This window comes from Nitratireductor aquibiodomus (genome assembly GCF_900105565.1).
In the GTDB taxonomy this organism is placed as follows: domain Bacteria; phylum Pseudomonadota; class Alphaproteobacteria; order Rhizobiales; family Rhizobiaceae; genus Nitratireductor; species Nitratireductor aquibiodomus.
On sequence record NZ_FNSL01000001.1, the window covers coordinates 3,787,940 to 3,807,420 of the forward strand.

The following is a 19,481-nucleotide window of genomic DNA, read 5'->3' on the forward strand; positions in this document are numbered from 1 at the left end:
TCTGTCGCACTGCAAAACACCCTGCATGTGAAAGGACAGACAGATGGACGAAGTCCCTCAGTGGACAAATACCCAGGCCAGCCGGACGCCGGCCTGGGGTGCGGTGGTTTCCATGGCGCTCGGCGTGTTTGGGCTGGTGACGGCGGAATTTCTGCCGGCAAGCCTTCTGACGCCGATGGCGCTCGATCTTGGCGTTTCGGAAGGGATGGCCGGCCAGGCGGTGACGGCGACAGCCGTGGTGGGGCTGATAACGAGCCTGCTGGTTTCGGCTGCCACGCGCAGCATCGACCGGCGCTATGTGTTGCTTGGGTTCACCCTGCTTCTCATCGGATCGAACCTGATGGTGGCATTCGCACCCAACATCGCGGTACTGCTCACCGGGCGGGTCCTGCTCGGCATTGGGCTGGGCGGGTTCTGGACCATGTCGACAGCGGTCGCCATGCGGCTCGTGCCCGATGCGCTGGTGCCAAGGGCGCTTTCAATGATTGTCAGTGGTGTCGCCGCGGCAACGATCGTTGCCGCGCCTGTCGGCAGCTATGTGGGGGACATGTTCGGCTGGCGCAGCGTGTTCGTACTGGCGACCGCACTCGGCGTCATCACGTTCGTGGTGCAGTTTGCCACCCTGCCGAATCTGGCGCCCAACGCGGCCACCCGACTACGCACGCTGGTCGATGTGCTGGTGCGGCCGGGCGTGGGGCTTGGTCTTCTGGCGGCCATGCTGGTGTTTGCCGGCCACTTCGCCTTCTTTACCTATATCAGGCCACATCTGGAAAACATTACGGATGCGAGCATCACGGCGGTCTCCGGCATTCTGCTGGGTTTCGGCCTCGCCAATTTTCTCGGTTCGCTGTTCGGCGGGCTTCTGGTCGAGCGTAGTCTGCGCCGCACGCTGATGACTGTGCCGCTCGTGATGAGCGTCCTGGGCTTCGGGCTCGTCTCGGCCGCATCGATGCCGGCGGCCAGCGCGGTGATGATCGCGCTCTGGGGACTTGCATTTGGCGCTGTCCCGGTCGGTTGGTCCACCTGGCTGGCGCGCACCGTGCCCGATCAGGCCGAGAGCGCCGGCGGATTGCTGGTCGCGGCGATCCAGCTGGCGATTGCCATTGGGGCCGCCGGCGGCGGGCTGATCTTTGATGCCAGCGGGGCGCAGGGTGTGTTCAGCGTGGCGAGCATTGTCCTGGTGCTGGCAGCGGTGATGATCTTCATCGGGGTGCGCCCAAGGGCGGTTGCCGCTGCGGCCTGACCTGCCTGAAGAATACCGGGGCGGGGCTTTGGCTTCGCCCCTCCTGCGTCGTTCACGGGCGCTGATCAGAAAAAATCTTCTCTTCAATCGATAAAGAGGCGGATGGCCGGGAAGCCGGCCTTGCCTTGGCGCGCGCTGCCGCTTAACGCTGCGTCCCGTGGCCGGTGCATTATGGTTCCAGGTGCCGGCAAATCGACCGGAAGGGGAATGCAGCATGACCAAGTGGGTCTATGTGTTTGGCGATGGACGTGCCGAAGGCAGCGCGGGCGACAGGAATCTGCTCGGCGGCAAAGGCGCAAACCTGGCGGAGATGTGCAGCCTCGGGCTGCCCGTACCGCCCGGCTTTACGATCACGACCGAGCTCTGCTCCCACTATTACGCCAGTGGCCGCACCTATCCGGACGAATTGAAAACACAGGTCGAGGCGGCACTCGAAGAGGTGGGCCGGGTGGCCGGCCGCCGCTTCGGCGATGCCAGCGAACCGCTTCTGGTTTCCGTGCGCTCCGGTGCCCGCGCCTCCATGCCCGGCATGATGGACACGGTGCTCAATCTCGGCCTCAACGATGCGACGGTCGAGGCGATCGCGGCGGAGGCGGGGGATGCGCGCTTTGCCTATGACAGCTACCGCCGCTTTATCCAGATGTACTGCAATGTGGTGCTCGGGCTTGACCACGATGTCTTTGAGGAGATTCTCGAAGAGGAGAAAGCGCGGCTCGGCTATGAGGTCGACACGGAATTCTCGGCCGAGGACTGGCAGAATGTGATCGCGCTCTACAAGGGGCGGATCGAGACCGAACTGGGTGCGCCGTTTCCGCAGGATCCGCACGAACAGCTCTGGGGCGCGGTTGGCGCCGTCTTCTCTTCGTGGATGAACCCGCGCGCGGTGACCTATCGCCGCCTGCACGACATTCCCGAAAGCTGGGGCACGGCGGTGAACGTGCAGGCCATGGTGTTCGGCAACCGGGGCGAGGATTCGGCAACGGGCGTGGCCTTCACGCGCGACCCCTCGACCGGCGAAAAAGCGCTCTACGGCGAATTTCTCGTCAATGCGCAGGGTGAGGACGTGGTGGCGGGCATCCGCACGCCGCAGAACATTACCGAGGCGGCACGGCTCGCCGCCGGCTCAGACAAGCCTTCGCTCGAGAAGCTGATGCCGGAAGCGTTCGCCGCCTTCGTTCAGATCGCCGACACGCTGGAGCGGCACTACCGCGACATGCAGGATCTGGAGTTCACCATTGAGCGCGGCAAGCTGTGGATGCTGCAGACGCGCTCCGGCAAGCGCACGGCAAGCGCGGCCCTCAAGGTTGCGGTGGACATGGCCAATGAGGGGCTGATTTCCCGGGAGGAAGCGGTATCGCGTATCGATGCGGCGTCGCTCGATCAGCTCCTGCACCCGACCATCGACCCTTCCGCCCCGCGTGACATCATCGGCATGGGCCTGCCGGCCTCGCCGGGGGCTGCGACGGGCGAGATCGTGTTTTCCTCGGAAGCTGCCGAAGAGGCAAAGGCTGAAGGGCGCCGGGTGATCCTGGTGCGGGTGGAAACGAGCCCGGAAGACATTCACGGCATGCATGCCGCAGAAGGCATCTTGACCACACGCGGCGGCATGACGAGCCACGCGGCGGTGGTGGCGCGCGGCATGGGCAAGCCCTGCGTTTCGGGCGCGGGTTCCCTGCGCGTCGATCACAGGAAGGGCGTTCTCCTGGCCATGGGGCAGATGCTGAAGGCCGGCGATACGATCACCATCGACGGCGCGACGGGACAGGTGCTAAAGGGCTCGGTGCCGATGCTCCAGCCGGAGCTCTCGGGCGATTTCTCCACGATCATGGGCTGGGCCGACGAAGCACGGCGCATGCGGGTGCGCGCCAATGCCGAAACGCCGGCCGATGCGCGCACGGCGCGGTCCTTCGGCGCGGAGGGCATCGGCCTTTGCCGCACCGAGCACATGTTCTTCGACGACGGTCGCATCCTCGCCATGCGCGAGATGATCCTGGCCGATACGGAAAGCGAGCGGCGCGCGGCACTCGCCAAGCTTCTGCCAATGCAGCGCTCCGACTTTGTGGAGATATTTGAGGTGATGGCGGGGCTTCCCGTCACCATCCGCCTGCTCGACCCGCCGCTCCACGAGTTCCTGCCCAAGACCGAGGAGGAAATCGCCGAAGTGGCCGAGGCTATGGGCGTTTCGGCGGAGAAACTGCGCCAGCGGACCGAGGCTTTGCACGAGTTCAATCCGATGCTTGGCCACCGTGGCTGTCGTCTGGCGATTTCCTATCCGGAGATTGCGGAGATGCAGGCGCGCGCCATCTTCGAGGCGGCCGCCGAGGCTGCTGAAAAGGCAGGCGCGCCGGTGGTGCCGGAGGTGATGGTGCCGCTCGTCGGCATGTCCGCCGAACTGACCTTCGTGAAGGACCGCATCGATGCGGTGGCGAAGACAGTGATGGCGGAGCGAGGTGTCACGTTCAGTTATCTTGTCGGCACGATGATCGAACTGCCGCGTGCGGCTCTCAGAGCGGATGAAATCGCAGCCAGCGCGGAGTTTTTCTCCTTCGGAACCAATGATCTGACGCAGACGGCATTTGGCATTTCCCGGGACGATGCGGCCTCGTTCCTGGAGACCTACCGCACGCGTGGCATCATCGAGCAGGATCCGTTCGTTTCCCTGGATGTCGACGGTGTTGGCGAGCTGGTGCGAATTGCCTGCCAGAAAGGGCGCGATGCACGGTCGGACATCAAGCTGGGCATCTGCGGCGAGCACGGCGGCGACCCCGCTTCCATCCGCTTCTGCGAGAGCGTGGGGCTGGACTATGTTTCGTGCTCGCCATTCCGCGTGCCGATCGCCCGGCTGGCTGCTGCGCAGGCTGCCATCAGCGAAAGCAAGGCTGCCGGATAGGGCAGTTTCAGCAAAAGTGGGAACCGGTTTTCCATCCGGAATTGCGTGGAAACAGACAGTTGGACCGCCTCATCGAACCCGTAAGAGGTTGAGGCGGTCCAGATTGTTCATTGACGGAGCATCTGACGAACCCGAAAACCGGGGACCACTTTTCGGTTCCGACCCTAGCGCTCCTCAATGTCGACGAGCTCGGCATAAAATGCGCCGTGCTCTTTGATCTCCTGAGCTTCGTCGTATGGTGTTTTATACGCCCACATGATGTCGCTACCCGGCTCCCCAGCGCCGGTCAGCCGCCAGTAGCTGGCATCTCCCTTGTAGGGGCAGTGGGATCTGGTCTGAGACGGTTCGAGACCGGCGAAGTTTATGTCCGCGAAGGGGATGTAAAGCACATCCCGGCAGCCGGTCTCGCGCAGAAGTCTGGCGGCCTTCGTTGCCGCGATTTCAATTCCATCCGCCTTCACGATAATCCTTTTGGCGTGCGGTGTGATGGTGATGCGCTTGTGCGGATTGCGCATGAATCTGGGGGCTGGATTTGTGTTGTCAGTCATGACGTTCACTCCGTTGTGGAGGAAACGCTGTGGAGTGCTGTGGGTTTCTTGCGCGGGATAACGGCTTGTAACGCCGTGCGCCGGTTTACTGCACGCGATCGAGCGATGTCATGAGGCCTGCATAGGCGTTGACGATCCTGGCCACCGGCAGTTCGCTTGTGTTGATGTCCTCGACCTCAAGCGATCCGCCTCCGGTCCGCTGAACCACGAGGGCATAAGCATGTTCATCATGCTCCTCTAGCACGACGGCAGCCACCCAGTCGCAATCGTTCATTCCATCAAGCCGCATGTGGAAAAGCAGGCGCCCGTTGATCTGGTCCAGCGCCTGCCGCACAGCGCCTTCGAAGCCGAGCTCGACGAAATCCTGATGCTTCAGAGCAAGTTCCAGCTCAACCAGTTCCAGTGAGCTCGAGGCGGTTTCATGACGTTCTGGAAGCACTGTCTGCATGGCGGAACCTCATAACTTTCTCCCACGCATCCCTCCGCCTCGTCCATTGTGCCGGTCAGCATGGCCGGAATGTGGCGTGTTATGTCGAGCAAAGGAAACGCTTTAGAGAGAAGAACGCCGCATGGCGCAATGCGGTTCCTGAAAGGTGAATCAGTTCCGCAACCAAAAGACACAAGGGACTGAATCTTCAAGGAATATACGGAAACCGCATTTCCCGCAGGCGGGCATTGGTTTAAGAGAGACCTATCTTCAGCAGCAAAACATGCTTGGTCCGTTACATGAAGGCAACTTTGGTACCGCAACGCGCTCCCGCCGCTCCCTGGAGCCGCAGGTTTGCAGTGTTCGCGGCGGTCCTTCTTGCTGTGTCGGGCGCGGGGCACCGGTTCGGACTGGTGGAAACGGTCCCCTTTTTCTGGCTGCTGGGATTGAGCGGCGTTCTCGCCCTTGCCGGTTTCGCGCTCGGTGTGATTGCCCTGGTTCAGGTTTGGGAACATGGATCATCCGGCGCGTCGATTGCGGGCACCGGAGTGCTGATTGCCGCCATCGTGCTCACCCCATACGGGATATCGGGCGTTCGCGTGTTCGAGCACCCAAGGCTGATCGACATCTCCACTGACCTCGAGCACCCTCCGCAAATGCCGTTGGCTTCGGTCGCGCGCAACGGTGCCATGAACCCGGTCAAGGGCATCTCTCCCGAAGACCGCGCGTTGCAGGAAGAGGGGTATCCCGAAGTCGCCGGACGGCGCTATGAGCACACGGCGGACAAGGTTCTCGAAGTGGTGCGTTCGATGATGCAGGACAAGGGCTGGCAACCCAGGGGCCCGGAAGGTGAACAACTCGCCGGCGGCAGCATCACACTGGAAGGCGTAGCCCATTCCTTCATTCTTGGGTTCCCTGCTGATGTGGCGATCCGCATAGAGGACGACCAGGCCGCAACTTTCGTCGACATGCGGTCCGTCTCGCGCTATGCGCGCCACGATCTGGGAGAAAATGCCGCCCGCATTCAGCGATTTCTCAAAGAACTCGATGAAAGAATGGCCCTGCTGGCAGCAGTCTAGGGTCAGGACCCATTAATATGGCCGCAATGGCGATCGATAGACCAAGAGATGCAAGGAAAAGCCTGCACGGCGGGGTCCTTCCCCCGGTCAAGGGGTTTGACGCGGCAGCTCGCCAGTCTATCGAACGTCCTTCGGATCGGCCTGATTTGCACGGCCTACTTTGTCGCAAGACCTTGAAAGACATGAAGTCTTCCTGTGGTCTTGCTTCGCGTATCCACACAAATCAGGCCGACCATTGCGGCCATATTAATGGGGCCTGACCCTAGATTGCCGTGCGTCCCTCCGGACGCACAAAGGACGATCTAAACTATTGATGGAGCATCGGAATAATCCGAAAATCGGTTTCCACTTTTCGGATTATTCCGATGCTCCAGGCTCAGCCAGGCAGGTAGACCGCATCGATGGACGGTTCTGTCTCGGTTGTCACGGCCCCGCGCGCGACGAGATCTTCCAGATGGGCGAGAACCGAAAGGGCCGCTGCCCCGTGCAGCCTGGGATCCGTATCCCGATAGATGGAGCTGACCATCTCGGGAATTGTGCGGTCGCCACGCGTGACGCGGTCGAGTATGGCGCGTTCGCGCATTTTGCGGTGGGCTTTCAGGCCACGCATGAAACGCTGCGGGCTTTTCACCCTGCCGCCGTGGCCGGGAAAGAACACCGTGTCGTCGCGCGCCAGCAGGCGGTCGAGCGAGGCCATGTAATCCGGCATGGCGCCGTCGGGCGGAGCAACGATGGAGGTCGCCCACGCCATCACATGGTCTGCGGAGAATAGGATGCCCGTATTCTCAAGCGCAAAGGTAGCGTGGTTGGCGGCATGACCGGGGGTGTGGATGGCCCGGATGGCCCAGCCGTCGCCCTCGATCAGCTCATCATCGGCGAGCGCCCGGTCTGGCACGAAATCCATATCCGCGCTTGCATCAAGGGGATTGGTCTCGCCGATTCTCAAAGGCCTGGCGGCGCGGTGCGGGCCTTCTGCGCAGACCAGCGCCCCGGTTTCGCGCGCCAGATGTGTGGCGAGCGGCGAATGGTCCCGGTGCGTGTGGCTGACGAAGATGTGGCTTACCGGCCGTCCGTCAATGGCCTTGAGGAGTGCCCGCAGATGGGCTTCGTCTTCCGGGCCGGGATCGATGACGGCGAGGGCGGACCTGCCGACGATGTAGCTGTTGGTGCCGTGGAAGGTGAAGGCGCTCGGATTGTTGACCGTGAGACGTAGAACATCCGGTGCGACCTTGATCGCGTCGCCATAGGCGGGATCGAAACACGTTTCAAATTCGAGGGCCATTGGCAGATTGTCCGGAAAATAAAGAGCACCGAACGGCACGAAGCCGCATTCAGGTTGCCGCATATCATGGAAGCGCTTATAGGAGAAGAAACGCGCACTATTTCGCAAAGAGCCTGAACGGAGGAGCCATGTCGCTCGCTATCGCCTCAAAATCCCTCGTTTCGCAGACGCTTCCGCGTAACGCTACCCAGCGTCTGGCGACGCAGCTTTTCCTTGCCATCGGCGCGACCGTGATTCTCGCCCTTTCGGCGAAGACACGCGTCGTTCTCGGACCGGTCGACCTTTCTCTTCAGACGCTGGCCGTGCTCGTGATCGGTGCGACCTTCGGCATGCGCCTCGGTGTTGCGACACTTCTCCTGTACATGGCCGAAGGCGCCATGGGCCTTCCGGTGTTTCAGGGTACGCCCGAAAAGGGAATTGGCTTTGCCTATATGATGGGACCGACGGGCGGTTATCTGCTTGGCTTCGTGGCGATGGCTGCAATGGCAGGCTGGGCCGCTGACCGTGGATGGGACCGCAGCCCGCTGAAGCTTGGTGGTGCCATGCTGTTCGCGGAAATGGTCATGATGGCACTTGGATTTGCCTGGCTCGCCGGATTGATCGGTGCGGACAAGGCCTGGCAGTTCGGCGTTGCGCCGTTTATCCTGCCCGACCTGATCAAAGTCGCTCTGGCTGCATGCTTCATGCCGGCGGCGTGGGCATTGCTGCGGGGACTGGGCGTCTCCGGGCGCTGACCCGCCATGGAATTGCCGATTTAAAGCGGAATGCAGATCGGGCCGGATGGGGGTATCTGGCCCGATTTTTTTATTGAGGGGACTGCGATGAGTGTTCTGGTCACCGGCGGTGCCGGTTACATCGGCAGCCATATGGTTTTGGAACTGCTGGACCACGGCGAAGAGGTGGTGGTTCTGGATCGTCTCAGCACCGGCTTTGACTGGGCTGTCGCGGATGCAGCAACGCTCGTTGTTGGCGATATTGCTGATGAGGCACTGGTGGATGATATCATCCGCAAACACGGTGTAGACGCCATCGTTCATTTTGCGGGATCGATCATCGTGCCCGAATCGGTGTCCGATCCGCTGGGCTATTATCTGAACAACACGGTGAAATCGCAGAGCCTGATCGCAAGCGCGGTGCGCTGTGGCGTGCGTCACTTCATCTTTTCGTCCACGGCAGCCGTTTATGGCAGTCCGGCCAGTTTCCCGGTTGGTGAGGATACGGAACTGCGGCCTGAATCTCCCTACGGGACGTCGAAGATGATGACGGAACTGATGCTGCGCGACTGTGCTGCGGCGCATGACTTCGCCTATACGGCGCTGCGCTACTTCAACGTCTCCGGTGCGGACCCGGAACTTCGAACCGGGCAGTCGACCAAAGGCGCCACGCACCTGATCAAGGTCGCGTGCGAAACCGCAACGGGCAAGCGCGATCATATGGACGTGTTCGGCACCGACTACGACACGCCGGACGGAACCTGCATTCGAGACTACATTCACGTGTCCGACCTGGTGAACGCGCACTATCTTGCGCTTCTGCGCATGCGGGAAGGCAAGGGCAGCCTCGTGGCGAACTGCGGTTATGGCAAGGGCTACTCGGTGCTTGAGGTTATAAATGCCGTGAAGGACGTGGCGCAGACTGACTTCGACGTGCGCACCACCGGTCGCAGGCCGGGCGATGCGGTGGCGATCGTCGCGGAGGCGGAACGCTGCCGCCGGGAACTGGCATGGCAGCCGCGCTACGACGACCTCAAAACGATCGTGACCCATGCACTGAACTGGGAAACGAAGCTCACCAGACGGAACAGACAATGAATTATCGGGCCGTCAATAGGCTGTTCACCCTCGTCATTTTTTCCATGCCGCCCATTGTCGGGTCAGCCACCAGCGTGGTCTGGCACGGCGGTGCGTTCTGGTGTGTGTTTGAGGTTCTTTCCGGCAGGCGGCGGCTGAGCCCCGATACCGCGATGCGATGGGTCGCGCTGCTCATGCTGGTCTATGTGCTGGCCAACGTCGTTTCGTTCCTCGTGAACGAGCCGTCGCTGGAAATGGCTTACAAGCTTCTACCGCTTGTCGCATTCCTGCTGTTTCCCTTTTCCTACTCAGTTTGGACAATAGCTGACAGGGAAGAGGTCGCGTATGCTGCGCTTGCAGGTGCCGTTATAGCAAGTTTTGGGGGGCTTGCCCTCGCGCTCGTGCAGTACAAATTTCTGGGAATGCGTGCTGAAGGTGGAGCTGGCAATGCGCTGGTCTTTGCAGATGTGATCTGTCTGGCGGGGTTGATGTGCCTCGCAGGCGCTCTCATTCTTGAAACTAGGCGGTCATTGATTCTGCTTGCTGCCTTTGCAGCAGCTTTCGGTGCAGTGATGCTGTCAGGGTCACGCTCAGTCTGGGGAGTGATGACCGTTCTCACACTGGCACAGCTTTTCGTGTTCCGCAGCCGCGTTCTGCCTCTGTTTCGTGGACGTGTGCTAGCTCTACTCGGCACTGCGATCGTGGTCGCCGTACTGACATCCGGCTTGATCGTAAACCGCTTCGAGGCCCTCTGGCAGAATATGGACAAGCTTACGGAGGGAGGAGATTACAACTCTTCCCTCGGGCTTCGTGTGGCCGTCTGGAAAATCGGCTTGCAGCTCGTTGCCGAGGACCCGCTCTTCGGCCATGGAATGCAGAACGTTTCCACCCTGATCAGAGAGGGCGTGGAGCAGAATTTCGGTATTCAGGTGGGGTTCACGCATTTCCACAATGGCTTCCTGACCATCCTCGTGGAAGGCGGGATCGTTGCCGGTCTTGCCATCATTGCCATGTTTGCGCTGATAACCGTCATCGCCGTGCGCAGTCTGGCGAAAGCCGAGGATCGACTGGAGCGTCTGGGAGGTGTGGTGCTCTTGATACTGGCAGCCGTCTACGCCGGCGGTGGAACCGTCAACCTCATCTTCGGGCACGACATCCTCGACACGGTTTTCATGATCTTCCTGATCATCGGGCTCTTTCTCGCGCGGGGCACGTCGCGCCTGGCCGACGCCGAAGCACCGGCACCCTTTCGGTAACGTCAAACGCGGCCGTATCGGTCCTCCAGTCGAATGATGTCGTCCTCGCCTAGATACGATCCCGACTGCACCTCGATCAGTTCGAGCGGGATTTTGCCAGGGTTTTCAAGCGCGTGGATCTCGCCAAGCGGGATATAGGTCGACTGGTTCTCGGTCAGCGTGATTGTTTCTTCACCCTTCAGGACCTGCGCGGTGCCGCGTACGACCACCCAGTGTTCGGAACGATGGTGATGCTTCTGCACGGAGAGCTTTGCGCCCGGCTTCACGGTAATGCGCTTGACCTGATAGCGGTTACCGAAATCAATGGAATCGTAGTCGCCCCATGGGCGGTAAACCCGGCGGTGGTCCATGTGTTCGGTGCGCTTGGCCGACCTGAGCTGCGTGACGATCTCTTTGACGTTCTGTACCGCGTCGCGGCTGGCGACGAGGACCGCGTCCGCCGTCTCGACCACGACCAGCTCCTCCACGCCGACAATGGCGACGAGGCGCTTCTGGGCGGAGACGATGGAGTTTTTCGAGGCAACCTGCAACACGTCGCCTGTCAGCGCGTTTCCGTCGGCATCCTTGTCCTGCGCTTCCCATATGGCCGACCATGACCCGATGTCGTTCCAGCCCGCATTGAGCGGTACGACGGCAGCCCGGTCGGTCTTCTCCATCACGGCATAGTCGATGGAGTCGGACGGACAGGCTTCAAAGGCCGTGCGTTCGGGCCGCAGGAAATAGGCGTCGCTTTCAACGCCCGCCATCGCCGCCCTGCACGCATCCAGTATTGCCGGGGCATGCGTCTGCATGGCGTCCAGATACACGCTGGCGCGAAACACGAACATGCCGCTGTTCCAGTCGTATCCGCCATCCTTGAGATAGGATTTTGCGGTGGCCAGATCTGGTTTCTCCTCGAAACCGGAAACCGCAAACCCCGTCTCGCCGATCTTTTCGCCACGGCGAATATAGCCGAAGCCGGTCTCTGGACCGGTCGGCACGATGCCAAAGGTCACCAGCCGGCCTTCCTGTGCCAGTGTCTTTGCCTCTTCGACCCCCCTGTGGAAGGCGGGCACATCCGGGATCAGATGGTCGGCAGGCATTACCAGAAGCAGCGGGTCAGCTCCATGTGCCATCGCCTGCAATGCGGCAAGCGTGATCGCCGGTGCCGTGTTGCGGCCCACCGGTTCGAGCAGAATCGGGGCATTCTCAACGCCTGCCTGTCGAAGCTGCTCGGCGGCCAGAAAACGGTGTTCTTCATTGCAGACGGTAAGCGGGGGAGCACAGTCGAGGCCGTCGAGACGCCCGATCGTCTGCTGCAGCATTGTCGTGTCGCCAACCAGCGCGCAGAACTGTTTGGGATAGTGCTCGCGCGAAACCGGCCACAGCCGCGTTCCCATTCCGCCCGCCATGATCACCGGTACCAACATGAGCCTACCCCGCCATCATCGTCCAAAATGCGTTGTCTTGACCGTGAACGCGGCGAAACACTTTTCAGCGTTTCAGAATGCCTTCACGAAGAGTGCCCCGAGATTAGATTGGAAACGTTGACACGGGGTGTAGGCAATAGGCCCATCCGTGGATTTGGTGCGTCCATGGGGAGAGGGGGCTACCCCGACAGGCTCTTTTTCCCCGCCGCAACCCGTGAAAGCAGCCAAAAGGGCGGGCGTGCTGCGCCCTTTGCCGGGGGGAAGGCCGGAACGGGCACGCACGCGTTTATCCCCGTAGGCGCAACCGCCCGTAGACTTGTGCCTTCACAAGGAACGGCCGACATGGAACAGACTGCAAAGCTCAAACTGCCCTATATCATGCCCTCGCAGGCGCAAAAGCACGTGACCCACAACGAAGCGATCCGGTTGCTCGACGCGCTGGTGCACCTTGCCGTGCGCGACCGTGACCTCGCGGCACCGCCGGTCACTTCAGACGATGGCGACAGTTACATTGTCGGCCCCGCAGCCAGCGGTGAATGGACCGGCTGGGAAGGTGCGATCGCCTATTTCGTCGACGGCGCATGGGAAAAGCTTGCGCCGGTTGCGGGCTGGCGCGCCTGGATCGTGGACGAGGCATGCCTTGCGGTGTTCGATGGGGCGATCTGGCAGCCAATCGACGGCGTGCCGGAAAGCGGGGCCGAGATCCAGAACGCGGCCCTGTTCGGGCTTGGAACCAGCGCCGATGCGGCAAACCCGTTTTCCGTAAAACTCGACCGGGCGCTCTGGACGGCGCGCTATGTGGCCGAAGGGGGAACAGGAAGCCTGCTCTGCACGATGAACAAGGAGGCGCCTGCCGGCGATGTCGGCCTCTTGCTGCAGAGCGGGTTTGTCACCAGGGCGACGATGGGGCTTTTCGGATCGGATGACTGGCGGCTTGCGGTCTCTGCAGACGGTTCCGCCTTCAACGATGCGATTCGCGCGGACGAGAACTCCGGCCGTATCACGCTGCCGTCGAACCCCAAATTTCTGGGCTTCATCAACTACGACCAGTATGTCGCTGCCGACACCTGGCAGACTGTGGCCATCAACAACACGCTGGCCAACGATCAGATCGCCTTCGACACGGGAACGAACCGCTTTACCGCGCCGGCCGACGGGCTCTATCGCTTCGGAGCGGCCATCGGCTGGAAGCAGAACGGTGCGAACGTTCCCACCCTGATAAAGGCGAAGCTGGTGCTGAATGGTGCGGGCGACCTCTGCGCGCCTCTGGTGAAGGGCGATGTGGCCAGTCTCGCGGTCGACGGGTCGGAGACGGCGCTGCACCTTCACGTGATGGCGAACCTCACAGCGGGCGACACGGTGGAGCTTGCACAGTTCTTCGGCGGTCTTGATGGCTATGTGCCGGCGACGGTGACGCGGTTCTGGGGAGAGTGGATGGCCTGACACGTGCGGGAATGGGAAGCGCGTGCTCCACAGAAAGGCACAAAACGCCTGCTTGTCGTGGGGCGGCGCTTCTGCTATCCACCGCTTCGCTCGGTCTTGGGGCGTCGCCAAGTGGTAAGGCAACGGTTTTTGGTACCGTCATTCGCAGGTTCGAATCCTGCCGCCCCAGCCAGCCTCCGCTAAAGCTACGGCTGGGCAAGCCGATTGAGATATCACCCAAAAGGAAAGCCCGCCGGGTGAGCAGCGGGCTTCGGCCGGATTTGCACGGTGCGTACGATCAACCAGCCCCCTCGATCATCCCCCGCAGTTCGTCCACCTTCGCCTGCAACAGCGCCTTGTCGCCGCGGGTTTCCACGTTGAGGCGGAGCAGGGGTTCGGTGTTGGAGGCGCGCAGGTTGAAGCGCCAGTCGTCGAACACCATGCCGAGGCCGTCCTGATTCTCGATCTGAGGATTCTTTGGCATGTAGTGGTCGGAAATGCGTTTTTGCACCTCGGCTGCATCCGAAACGGTGAAGTTGATCTCGCCCGAGCAGGGATAGGCGGCAATGCGCTCTTCCAGGCGCTCGGCAAGCGTGGTGCCGCTGGCCGAAAGGTCCGCAATGACGTTGAGCCATGCAAGCATGCCCGAATCGCAATAGGCGAAATCGCGGAAATAATGGTGCGCGCTCATCTCGCCGCCATAGATGGCGTTTTCCTCGCGCATCATCTTTTTGAAATAGGCATGGCCCGTGCGGCAGGGTTTTGCCACGCCGCCGGCGCTTTTCACCATGTCGATCGTGTTCCAGGTCAGGCGCGGGTCGTAGAGGATCGTGCCGCCCGGATGCTTGGCGAGCAGGGACTGGGCGATCATGCCGACCAGATAATAGCCTTCCACGAAACGGCCCTTGTGGTCGTACAGGAAGCAGCGATCGAAATCTCCGTCCCAGGCGATGGCGAGATCCGCGCCGTGCTCAATCACCGCCCTGCTGGCCTTCTCGCGCTTCTCCGGAAGCAGCGGGTTGGGCACGCCATTGGGAAGGCGCGGATCGGGCTCATGGTCGATCTTGATGAAGGTGAAGGGCAGGTGCTTTCCCAGAAGGTCGATGATCGGGCCCGCACAGCCATTGCCGGCATGGCAGACGATCTTCATCGGTTTCAGGTCCTGACCGGCCACTTCGTTGAGAAGGCGTTCGATATAGGCGTCGCGGTCGCAAAGATCGTGCAGGGCGCCGCGCGCGGCATAATCGGCAACCGGCTGAAGCACTGCATCGGAACGCATGATCTCTTCGATTGCGTTGAAAGCATTGTCCGGCGTGGCGGCGGACGCGCCTTTCAGCACCATCTTGATGCCGTTGTAATCGGGCGGGTTGTGGCTGGCGGTCACCATGAGGCCGGCATCCGCGCCGCTGGCGGCGGTGTGGAAATAGACCTCTTCCGTGCCGCAGCGGCCAACGGGGCGCACATCGACGCCGTTGTCGAGAAGGCCCTGGGTGAGCGCTTCGGCCAGCGCCGGGCTGTCCATGCGCATGTCGTGGCCGATAACGACCGTGCCGGGATTGAGGCTTTGCTTGAGCGCCTGCGAAAAGCGATAGGCGAAGGGAACATTGATTTCTGCGGGGATACGGCCGCGAACGTCATACGCTTTAAAGGGGGCGCCCATACTTTCCTTCCTGAATAATCTCGAAGATGAACAATGATCTGTCATCGTTTAGCATTGCAATGATTGATTGAAGTTTTGTTAGAGTCGAGTGATCGCACACAGAGACAGAATTGCGGCGACAAATGCGCACGCTACGCAAATACACAAGAGCTGAAACGGTTGCATGCGGGCTTGTTCACCTCGTGTAACAGCTGGCGCATCAGTTTGAAGAGGCCCTTTGGTTGCAGAGCGCACGAGAGGGCCCTATTCAACGGACGGGGCTAACGCGGAATCACCCGCAACCGATTGGGCAATAAATGCAATTTATCGATCTCGGCGCTCAGCGTGAGCGCATCAAGGACAAGCTCGCAGCTGCAATCGACACGGTCGTGGCTGAGGGGCGTTATATTTTAGGGCCGCAGGTTGGCGCTTTCGAAGAACAACTCGCAGCCTATGTCGGCACCAAGCACGCGATTGCCTGCGCCAATGGCACCGACGCCCTGCTCATGCCGCTGATGGCCTATGGCGTCGGACCGGGCGACGCAGTGTTCTGCCCGAGCTTCACCTTTGCGGCGACGGCCGAAGTCGTGGCGCTCGCGGGTGCAGAGCCGGTCTTCGTGGAAATCGATGCCGACACCTACAATATGGATCCCAAGAGCCTGACGGCTGCCATCGACCACATCAAGGCGGAAGGCCGGCTGACGCCGAAGGCGGTGATCCCGGTGGACCTCTTCGGACTGGCTGCCGATTATGGCGCGATCGAAGGCATCGCCGCGCGCGAAGGTCTGCGCATCATCGAGGACGCCGCCCAGTCCATCGGCGGCACGCTCAACAACAAGCGCTGCGGTGCGTTCGGCCATGTGGCGTCGACGAGCTTCTACCCGGCAAAGCCGCTAGGCTGCTATGGGGATGGCGGTGCGATGTTCACCGACGATGACGAGCTGGCCGATGTGCTGCGCTCCATCGCCTTCCATGGCAAGGGCGAAAGCCAATATGACAATGTGCGCGTGGGCCTGAATTCGCGCCTCGACACGATCCAGGCCGCGATCCTGATCGAGAAGCTGGCCATCCTCGAAGACGAGATGGAAGCGCGCCAGAAGGTTGCCGCACGCTATGCCGAAGGCCTTGGCGATGTGGTGAAGGTGGCAGTGACGCCGAAGGGGCATCGCTCGGCCTGGGCACAATATGCCATCGAGACCGAAAAGCGCGATCTGGTGCGCAAGCGCCTTGGCGAGGCGGGCATTCCCTCGGTTGTCTATTACGAAAAGCCGCTGCACCTGCAGAAGGCCTATGAGATGCATGCGAAAGCGCCGGGCGGTCTCGCCATCTCGGAGAGCCTGCCGCACCGCATCCTGTGCCTGCCAATGCACCCCTATCTGGCTGAGAGCGACCAGGACCGCGTGATCGAGACCATTCGCAGCGCTGTCGCCGAATAGGCGAAAAAGCAGCGTCGGAAACCTCAAAAAGGCTCGTGAAAACGGGCCTTTTTCGCATTCTGAAATGCCTTTTCCTCTTTGCCGGAAACAACGCAAAATGTGCCTCGCAAACCGGGGTGAGGTTGGGCGTGCGCGCCTTGAGAGGGCCGAAAACCGCATGGTACCTCAAAGGCATGATCCGGAAGTCGCGAAGGCTCCGGCCGCAGCGACAAAGACGCGAAGGCGAAGACATGCCGGCAGCCCTTACCCATCTCGACAGGCTGGAAGCCGAGGCGATCCACATCTTCCGCGAAGTAGCGGCGACCTTTTCAAAGCCGGTAATGCTCTACTCTGTCGGCAAGGACTCGTCCGTGCTGATGCATTTGGCGATGAAGGCGTTCTATCCGGCTAGGCCGCCCTTTCCCTTTCTGCATGTGGACACCACCTGGAAGTTTCGCGAGATGATCGAATTTCGCGACCGGATGGCGCGGGAAAAGGGTTTTGACCTTTTGGTGCATGTGAACGAGGAGGGCGTGCGCGACGGCATCAACCCGTTCGACCACGGCTCCAACACCCACACCCATGTGATGAAGACAGTGGCGCTGCGCCAGGCGCTCGACAAATACGGGTTTGACGCCGCCTTTGGCGGTGCGCGGCGCGACGAAGAGAAAAGCCGCGCCAAGGAGCGCATCTTCTCCTTCCGTTCCGCCGGCCATGGCTGGGACCCCAAGAACCAGCGGCCGGAAATGTGGAAGATCTACAACACGCGCGTGGCGCAGGGGGAATCGATCCGCGTCTTCCCGCTCTCCAACTGGACCGAGCAGGACATCTGGCAATACATTTTGCAGGAAGAAATTCCTATCGTCCCGCTCTACTTCGCCGCACGGCGGCCTGTGGTGGACCGGGGTGGCATGACTATCATGGTCGATGACGACCGGATGCGCCTTCAGCCGGGGGAGAAGGTGGAGGAGCGCATGGTGCGCTTCCGCACGCTTGGCTGCTATCCGCTGACGGGCGCGATCCCGTCCACCGCCGCCTCGCTTGAGGAAATCGTCGGCGAGATGCTGACGGCCCGCACGTCTGAACGGCAGGGGCGTCTGATCGACCGCGATGAGGCAGGCTCCATGGAAAAGAAGAAGCGCGAGGGGTATTTCTGATATGTTGACCGCCAACACAGCGCTTCTGCGTGAAGAAGACGATGTTCTTGTCGATATTCGCGACTATGTGGCCAGGCAGGAGAACAAGGGTCTTCTGCGCTTCCTGACCTGCGGGTCGGTGGATGACGGAAAATCGACGCTGATCGGGCGTCTCCTGTTTGACACCAAGCTGATCTTCGAGGACCAGCTGGCAGCGCTTGAAAACGATTCCCGCAAGCACGGCACGGCCGGCGACGAGATCGATTTCGCGCTGCTGGTCGACGGGCTGGAGGCCGAGCGCGAGCAGGGCATCACCATCGATGTGGCCTATCGCTTCTTCTCCACGCCGCGCCGCAAATTCATCGTGGCCGACACGCCGGGCCACGAGCAGTACACGCGCAACATGGCGACCGGCGCATCCACGGCGGATGTGGCCATCGTGCTGGTGGATGCGCGGCAGGGCATCCTGCCGCAGACGCGCCGACACTCGATGATCGCCTCGCTTCTGGGCATTCGTCACATCGTGCTTGCGGTGAACAAGATAGACCTTGTCGGTTTCGACGAGGCGGTGTTCGACCGTATCGCGGCGGAGTATCGCGCATTCGCCGAGGAACTGGGCTTCGAGACGATCCAGCCGATCCCCCTGTCGGCGCGCTATGGCGACAATGTCATCCGCTCGTCGGGCAAGACGCCCTGGTATGAGGGGCCGTCGCTTCTGGAGCATCTGGAAACGGTGGACATCGAAGCCGAGGCGGAGGCAAAGCCGTTCCGCTTTCCGGTGCAGTATGTCTCGCGGCCAAACCTTGATTTTCGCGGATTTTCCGGCACGGTTGCCTCGGGGCGGATCGGCGTCGGCGAGCGGGTGTCGGTCGCCAAATCCGGCAAGCAGACGCGCATCCGCCGCATCGTCACGCAGGATGGCGATCTGGAGGTCGCATCCGAAGGGCAGGCGGTGACGCTTCTGCTCGAAGACGAGGTGGAGCTTTCGCGCGGCAACATGCTGGTGACGCCTCAGGCGCGACCGCATGTGGCGGACCAGTTTTCCGCCACGCTGGTGTGGTTCGATGAAAAGCCGCTCCTGCCGGGGCGCTCCTACATTCTGCGCACCGAGACGGATGAGGTCTCGGCCACGGTGAGCCAGCTGAAGCATCGCCGCAACATCAACAATTTCGCCCAGGAAGCGGCGACCAGTCTCGATCTGAATGAGGTGGGGTTGTGCAACTTCTCGCTTCAGGCGCCGATTGCCTTCGACGCGTTCAGCGACAACCGCACCACGGGCGCTTTCATCCTGATCGACCGGCTGACCAATGCGACGGTCGGGGCGGGCATGATCCAGCGGCCATTGCGGCGCGCGGCGAACATCCACTGGCAGGCGCTCGACGTGACGCGCCAGTCGCGCGCGGAGCTGAAGCACCAGAAGCCGGCGGTGCTGTGGTTCACCGGGCTTTCCGGCTCCGGCAAATCCACCATCGCCAGCCTGCTGGAAAAGAAGCTGCACGCGGCCGGGCGCCACACCTATGTTCTGGATGGCGACAACATTCGCCACGGGCTGAACCGGGATCTGGGCTTTACCGACGAGGACCGTGTGGAAAACATCCGCCGCGTGGCCGAAACGGCGAAGCTGATGGCCGATGCCGGGCTGATCGTGCTCGTCTCGTTCATCTCGCCCTTCAGGGCCGAGCGGCGCATGGCGCGCGAGCTGATGAACGAAGGCGAATTCGTGGAGGTTTTCGTGGACACGCCCTTCGAGGAATGCGCAAGGCGCGACCCGAAGGGGCTTTACGCCAAGGCGCTCAATGGCGAGATCCAGAACTTTACAGGTGTCGATTCCCCCTATGAGACGCCGGAAAGGGCTGATATCCACATCGAGACGACGGCCCGCGCGCCGGAAGAGCTGGTCGACGAGGTCGAGGCCTGGCTCAAGGAACGCGGCTATTGCTGATCT

At 61.5% G+C, this 19,481-nt stretch carries 15 protein-coding genes and 1 tRNA gene; 11 read left to right on the forward strand and 5 right to left on the reverse strand.

Annotated elements, in window-relative coordinates; genetic code table 11:
• The first annotated feature begins 43 nt into the window (after nt 1-43).
• Both BLW55_RS17865 and ppdK read left to right on the forward strand, forming a co-directional pair.
• The gene (locus tag BLW55_RS17865) at nt 44-1,243 is read left to right on the forward strand and encodes an MFS transporter (RefSeq protein WP_090329679.1); all 1,200 of its coding nucleotides are present in this window, start codon (nt 44-46) and stop codon (nt 1,241-1,243) included.
• A 214-nt stretch (nt 1,244-1,457) separates the two neighbouring features.
• Nucleotides 1,458-4,133: a pyruvate, phosphate dikinase gene (gene ppdK / locus BLW55_RS17870; RefSeq protein WP_090329680.1), complete on the forward strand. Its 2,676-nt coding sequence runs from the start codon at nt 1,458-1,460 to the stop codon at nt 4,131-4,133.
• Nucleotides 4,134-4,297: 164 nt separating this feature from the next.
• Here ppdK and BLW55_RS17875 read toward each other — a convergent pair whose 3' ends face one another.
• Together BLW55_RS17875 and BLW55_RS17880 are read right to left on the reverse strand one after the other, a co-directional pair.
• Nucleotides 4,298-4,681 (reverse strand): DUF427 domain-containing protein, encoded by a 384-nt coding sequence (locus BLW55_RS17875; RefSeq protein WP_090329681.1) that lies wholly within the window; start codon nt 4,679-4,681, stop codon nt 4,298-4,300.
• A gap of 85 nt (nt 4,682-4,766) precedes the next feature.
• Nucleotides 4,767-5,129 carry a hypothetical protein gene (locus BLW55_RS17880; protein WP_007009301.1) on the reverse strand — a complete coding sequence of 121 codons (363 nt, stop codon included), beginning with the start codon at nt 5,127-5,129 and terminating at the stop codon, nt 4,767-4,769.
• Between the two features lie 338 nt (nt 5,130-5,467).
• Here BLW55_RS17880 and BLW55_RS17885 point away from each other — a divergent pair, with 338 nt between their 5' ends.
• On the forward strand, nt 5,468-6,187 hold the full coding sequence (locus tag BLW55_RS17885; RefSeq protein ID WP_090329682.1) for a DUF1499 domain-containing protein: 720 nt from the start codon (nt 5,468-5,470) through the stop codon (nt 6,185-6,187).
• A gap of 376 nt (nt 6,188-6,563) precedes the next feature.
• On the opposite strand, the gene BLW55_RS17890 is transcribed toward BLW55_RS17885, so the two are convergent.
• A complete protein-coding gene (locus tag BLW55_RS17890) occupies nt 6,564-7,469 on the reverse strand; it encodes an MBL fold metallo-hydrolase (protein ID WP_090330055.1) in 906 nt (301 codons plus the stop codon).
• A gap of 128 nt (nt 7,470-7,597) precedes the next feature.
• Between BLW55_RS17890 and BLW55_RS17895 the strand changes: the two genes are divergently transcribed.
• From BLW55_RS17895 to BLW55_RS17905, 3 genes are all read left to right on the forward strand, one after another.
• Complete coding sequence (locus tag BLW55_RS17895) at nt 7,598-8,203, forward strand: biotin transporter BioY (protein ID WP_007009298.1); 606 nt, start codon at nt 7,598-7,600, stop codon at nt 8,201-8,203.
• Between the two features lie 87 nt (nt 8,204-8,290).
• A complete protein-coding gene (galE, locus tag BLW55_RS17900) occupies nt 8,291-9,280 on the forward strand; it encodes a UDP-glucose 4-epimerase GalE (RefSeq protein ID WP_090329683.1) in 990 nt (329 codons plus the stop codon).
• The gene (locus tag BLW55_RS17905; protein WP_244509124.1) at nt 9,277-10,515 is read left to right on the forward strand and encodes an O-antigen ligase family protein; all 1,239 of its coding nucleotides are present in this window, start codon (nt 9,277-9,279) and stop codon (nt 10,513-10,515) included. Before galE ends, BLW55_RS17905 begins: the two co-directional genes overlap by 4 nt.
• Before the next feature lie 2 nt (nt 10,516-10,517).
• Here the strand turns inward: BLW55_RS17905 and BLW55_RS17910 are convergent, their stop codons facing one another.
• Entirely contained in the window at nt 10,518-11,924 is a 1,407-nt protein-coding gene (locus tag BLW55_RS17910; RefSeq protein ID WP_090329684.1) for a mannose-1-phosphate guanylyltransferase/mannose-6-phosphate isomerase, read from the reverse strand.
• Between the two features lie 342 nt (nt 11,925-12,266).
• On the opposite strand from BLW55_RS17910, the gene BLW55_RS17915 reads away from it, so the two are divergent.
• Together BLW55_RS17915 and BLW55_RS17920 are read left to right on the forward strand one after the other, a co-directional pair.
• Nucleotides 12,267-13,367 carry a DUF2793 domain-containing protein gene (locus tag BLW55_RS17915; RefSeq protein WP_090329685.1) on the forward strand — a complete coding sequence of 367 codons (1,101 nt, stop codon included), beginning with the start codon at nt 12,267-12,269 and terminating at the stop codon, nt 13,365-13,367.
• 97 nt (nt 13,368-13,464) lie between these two features.
• Nucleotides 13,465-13,539 (forward strand) — tRNA-Gln (locus BLW55_RS17920).
• A 105-nt stretch (nt 13,540-13,644) separates the two neighbouring features.
• Here the strand turns inward: BLW55_RS17920 and BLW55_RS17925 are convergent.
• Nucleotides 13,645-15,006, reverse strand: a complete 1,362-nt coding sequence (locus BLW55_RS17925) for a phosphohexomutase domain-containing protein (RefSeq protein WP_090329686.1) — start codon at nt 15,004-15,006, stop codon at nt 13,645-13,647.
• Nucleotides 15,007-15,302: 296 nt separating this feature from the next.
• Here BLW55_RS17925 and BLW55_RS17930 point away from each other — a divergent pair, with 296 nt between their 5' ends.
• The 3 genes from BLW55_RS17930 to cysN all read left to right on the forward strand — a co-directional run bounded on the left by BLW55_RS17930 (nt 15,303) and on the right by cysN (nt 19,478).
• Entirely contained in the window at nt 15,303-16,421 is a 1,119-nt protein-coding gene (locus BLW55_RS17930; protein WP_090329687.1) for a DegT/DnrJ/EryC1/StrS family aminotransferase, read from the forward strand.
• Nucleotides 16,422-16,594: 173 nt separating this feature from the next.
• On the forward strand, nt 16,595-17,557 hold the full coding sequence (gene cysD, locus BLW55_RS17935; RefSeq protein WP_090330057.1) for a sulfate adenylyltransferase subunit CysD: 963 nt from the start codon (nt 16,595-16,597) through the stop codon (nt 17,555-17,557).
• A gap of 1 nt (nt 17,558) precedes the next feature.
• Nucleotides 17,559-19,478 (forward strand): sulfate adenylyltransferase subunit CysN, encoded by a 1,920-nt coding sequence (gene cysN / locus BLW55_RS17940; protein ID WP_090329688.1) that lies wholly within the window; start codon nt 17,559-17,561, stop codon nt 19,476-19,478.
• Nucleotides 19,479-19,481: the final 3 nt, after the last annotated feature.

What these genes read in the sequence shown, in the direction of transcription:
- BLW55_RS17865 (WP_090329679.1), top strand. Translation starts at nt 44, where the DNA reads ATGGACGAAGTCCCTCAGTGGACAAATACCCAGGCCAGCCGGACGCCG.
- ppdK (WP_090329680.1), top strand. Translation starts at nt 1,458, where the DNA reads ATGACCAAGTGGGTCTATGTGTTTGGCGATGGACGTGCCGAAGGCAGC.
- BLW55_RS17875 (WP_090329681.1), bottom strand. Translation starts at nt 4,681, where the DNA reads ATGACTGACAACACAAATCCAGCCCCCAGATTCATGCGCAATCCGCAC.
- BLW55_RS17880 (WP_007009301.1), bottom strand. Translation starts at nt 5,129, where the DNA reads ATGCAGACAGTGCTTCCAGAACGTCATGAAACCGCCTCGAGCTCACTG.
- BLW55_RS17890 (WP_090330055.1), bottom strand. Translation starts at nt 7,469, where the DNA reads ATGGCCCTCGAATTTGAAACGTGTTTCGATCCCGCCTATGGCGACGCG.
- BLW55_RS17895 (WP_007009298.1), top strand. Translation starts at nt 7,598, where the DNA reads ATGTCGCTCGCTATCGCCTCAAAATCCCTCGTTTCGCAGACGCTTCCG.
- galE (WP_090329683.1), top strand. Translation starts at nt 8,291, where the DNA reads ATGAGTGTTCTGGTCACCGGCGGTGCCGGTTACATCGGCAGCCATATG.
- BLW55_RS17905 (WP_244509124.1), top strand. Translation starts at nt 9,277, where the DNA reads ATGAATTATCGGGCCGTCAATAGGCTGTTCACCCTCGTCATTTTTTCC.
- BLW55_RS17910 (WP_090329684.1), bottom strand. Translation starts at nt 11,924, where the DNA reads ATGTTGGTACCGGTGATCATGGCGGGCGGAATGGGAACGCGGCTGTGG.
- BLW55_RS17915 (WP_090329685.1), top strand. Translation starts at nt 12,267, where the DNA reads ATGGAACAGACTGCAAAGCTCAAACTGCCCTATATCATGCCCTCGCAG.
- BLW55_RS17925 (WP_090329686.1), bottom strand. Translation starts at nt 15,006, where the DNA reads ATGGGCGCCCCCTTTAAAGCGTATGACGTTCGCGGCCGTATCCCCGCA.
- BLW55_RS17930 (WP_090329687.1), top strand. Translation starts at nt 15,303, where the DNA reads ATGCAATTTATCGATCTCGGCGCTCAGCGTGAGCGCATCAAGGACAAG.
- cysD (WP_090330057.1), top strand. Translation starts at nt 16,595, where the DNA reads ATGATCCGGAAGTCGCGAAGGCTCCGGCCGCAGCGACAAAGACGCGAA.
- cysN (WP_090329688.1), top strand. Translation starts at nt 17,559, where the DNA reads ATGTTGACCGCCAACACAGCGCTTCTGCGTGAAGAAGACGATGTTCTT.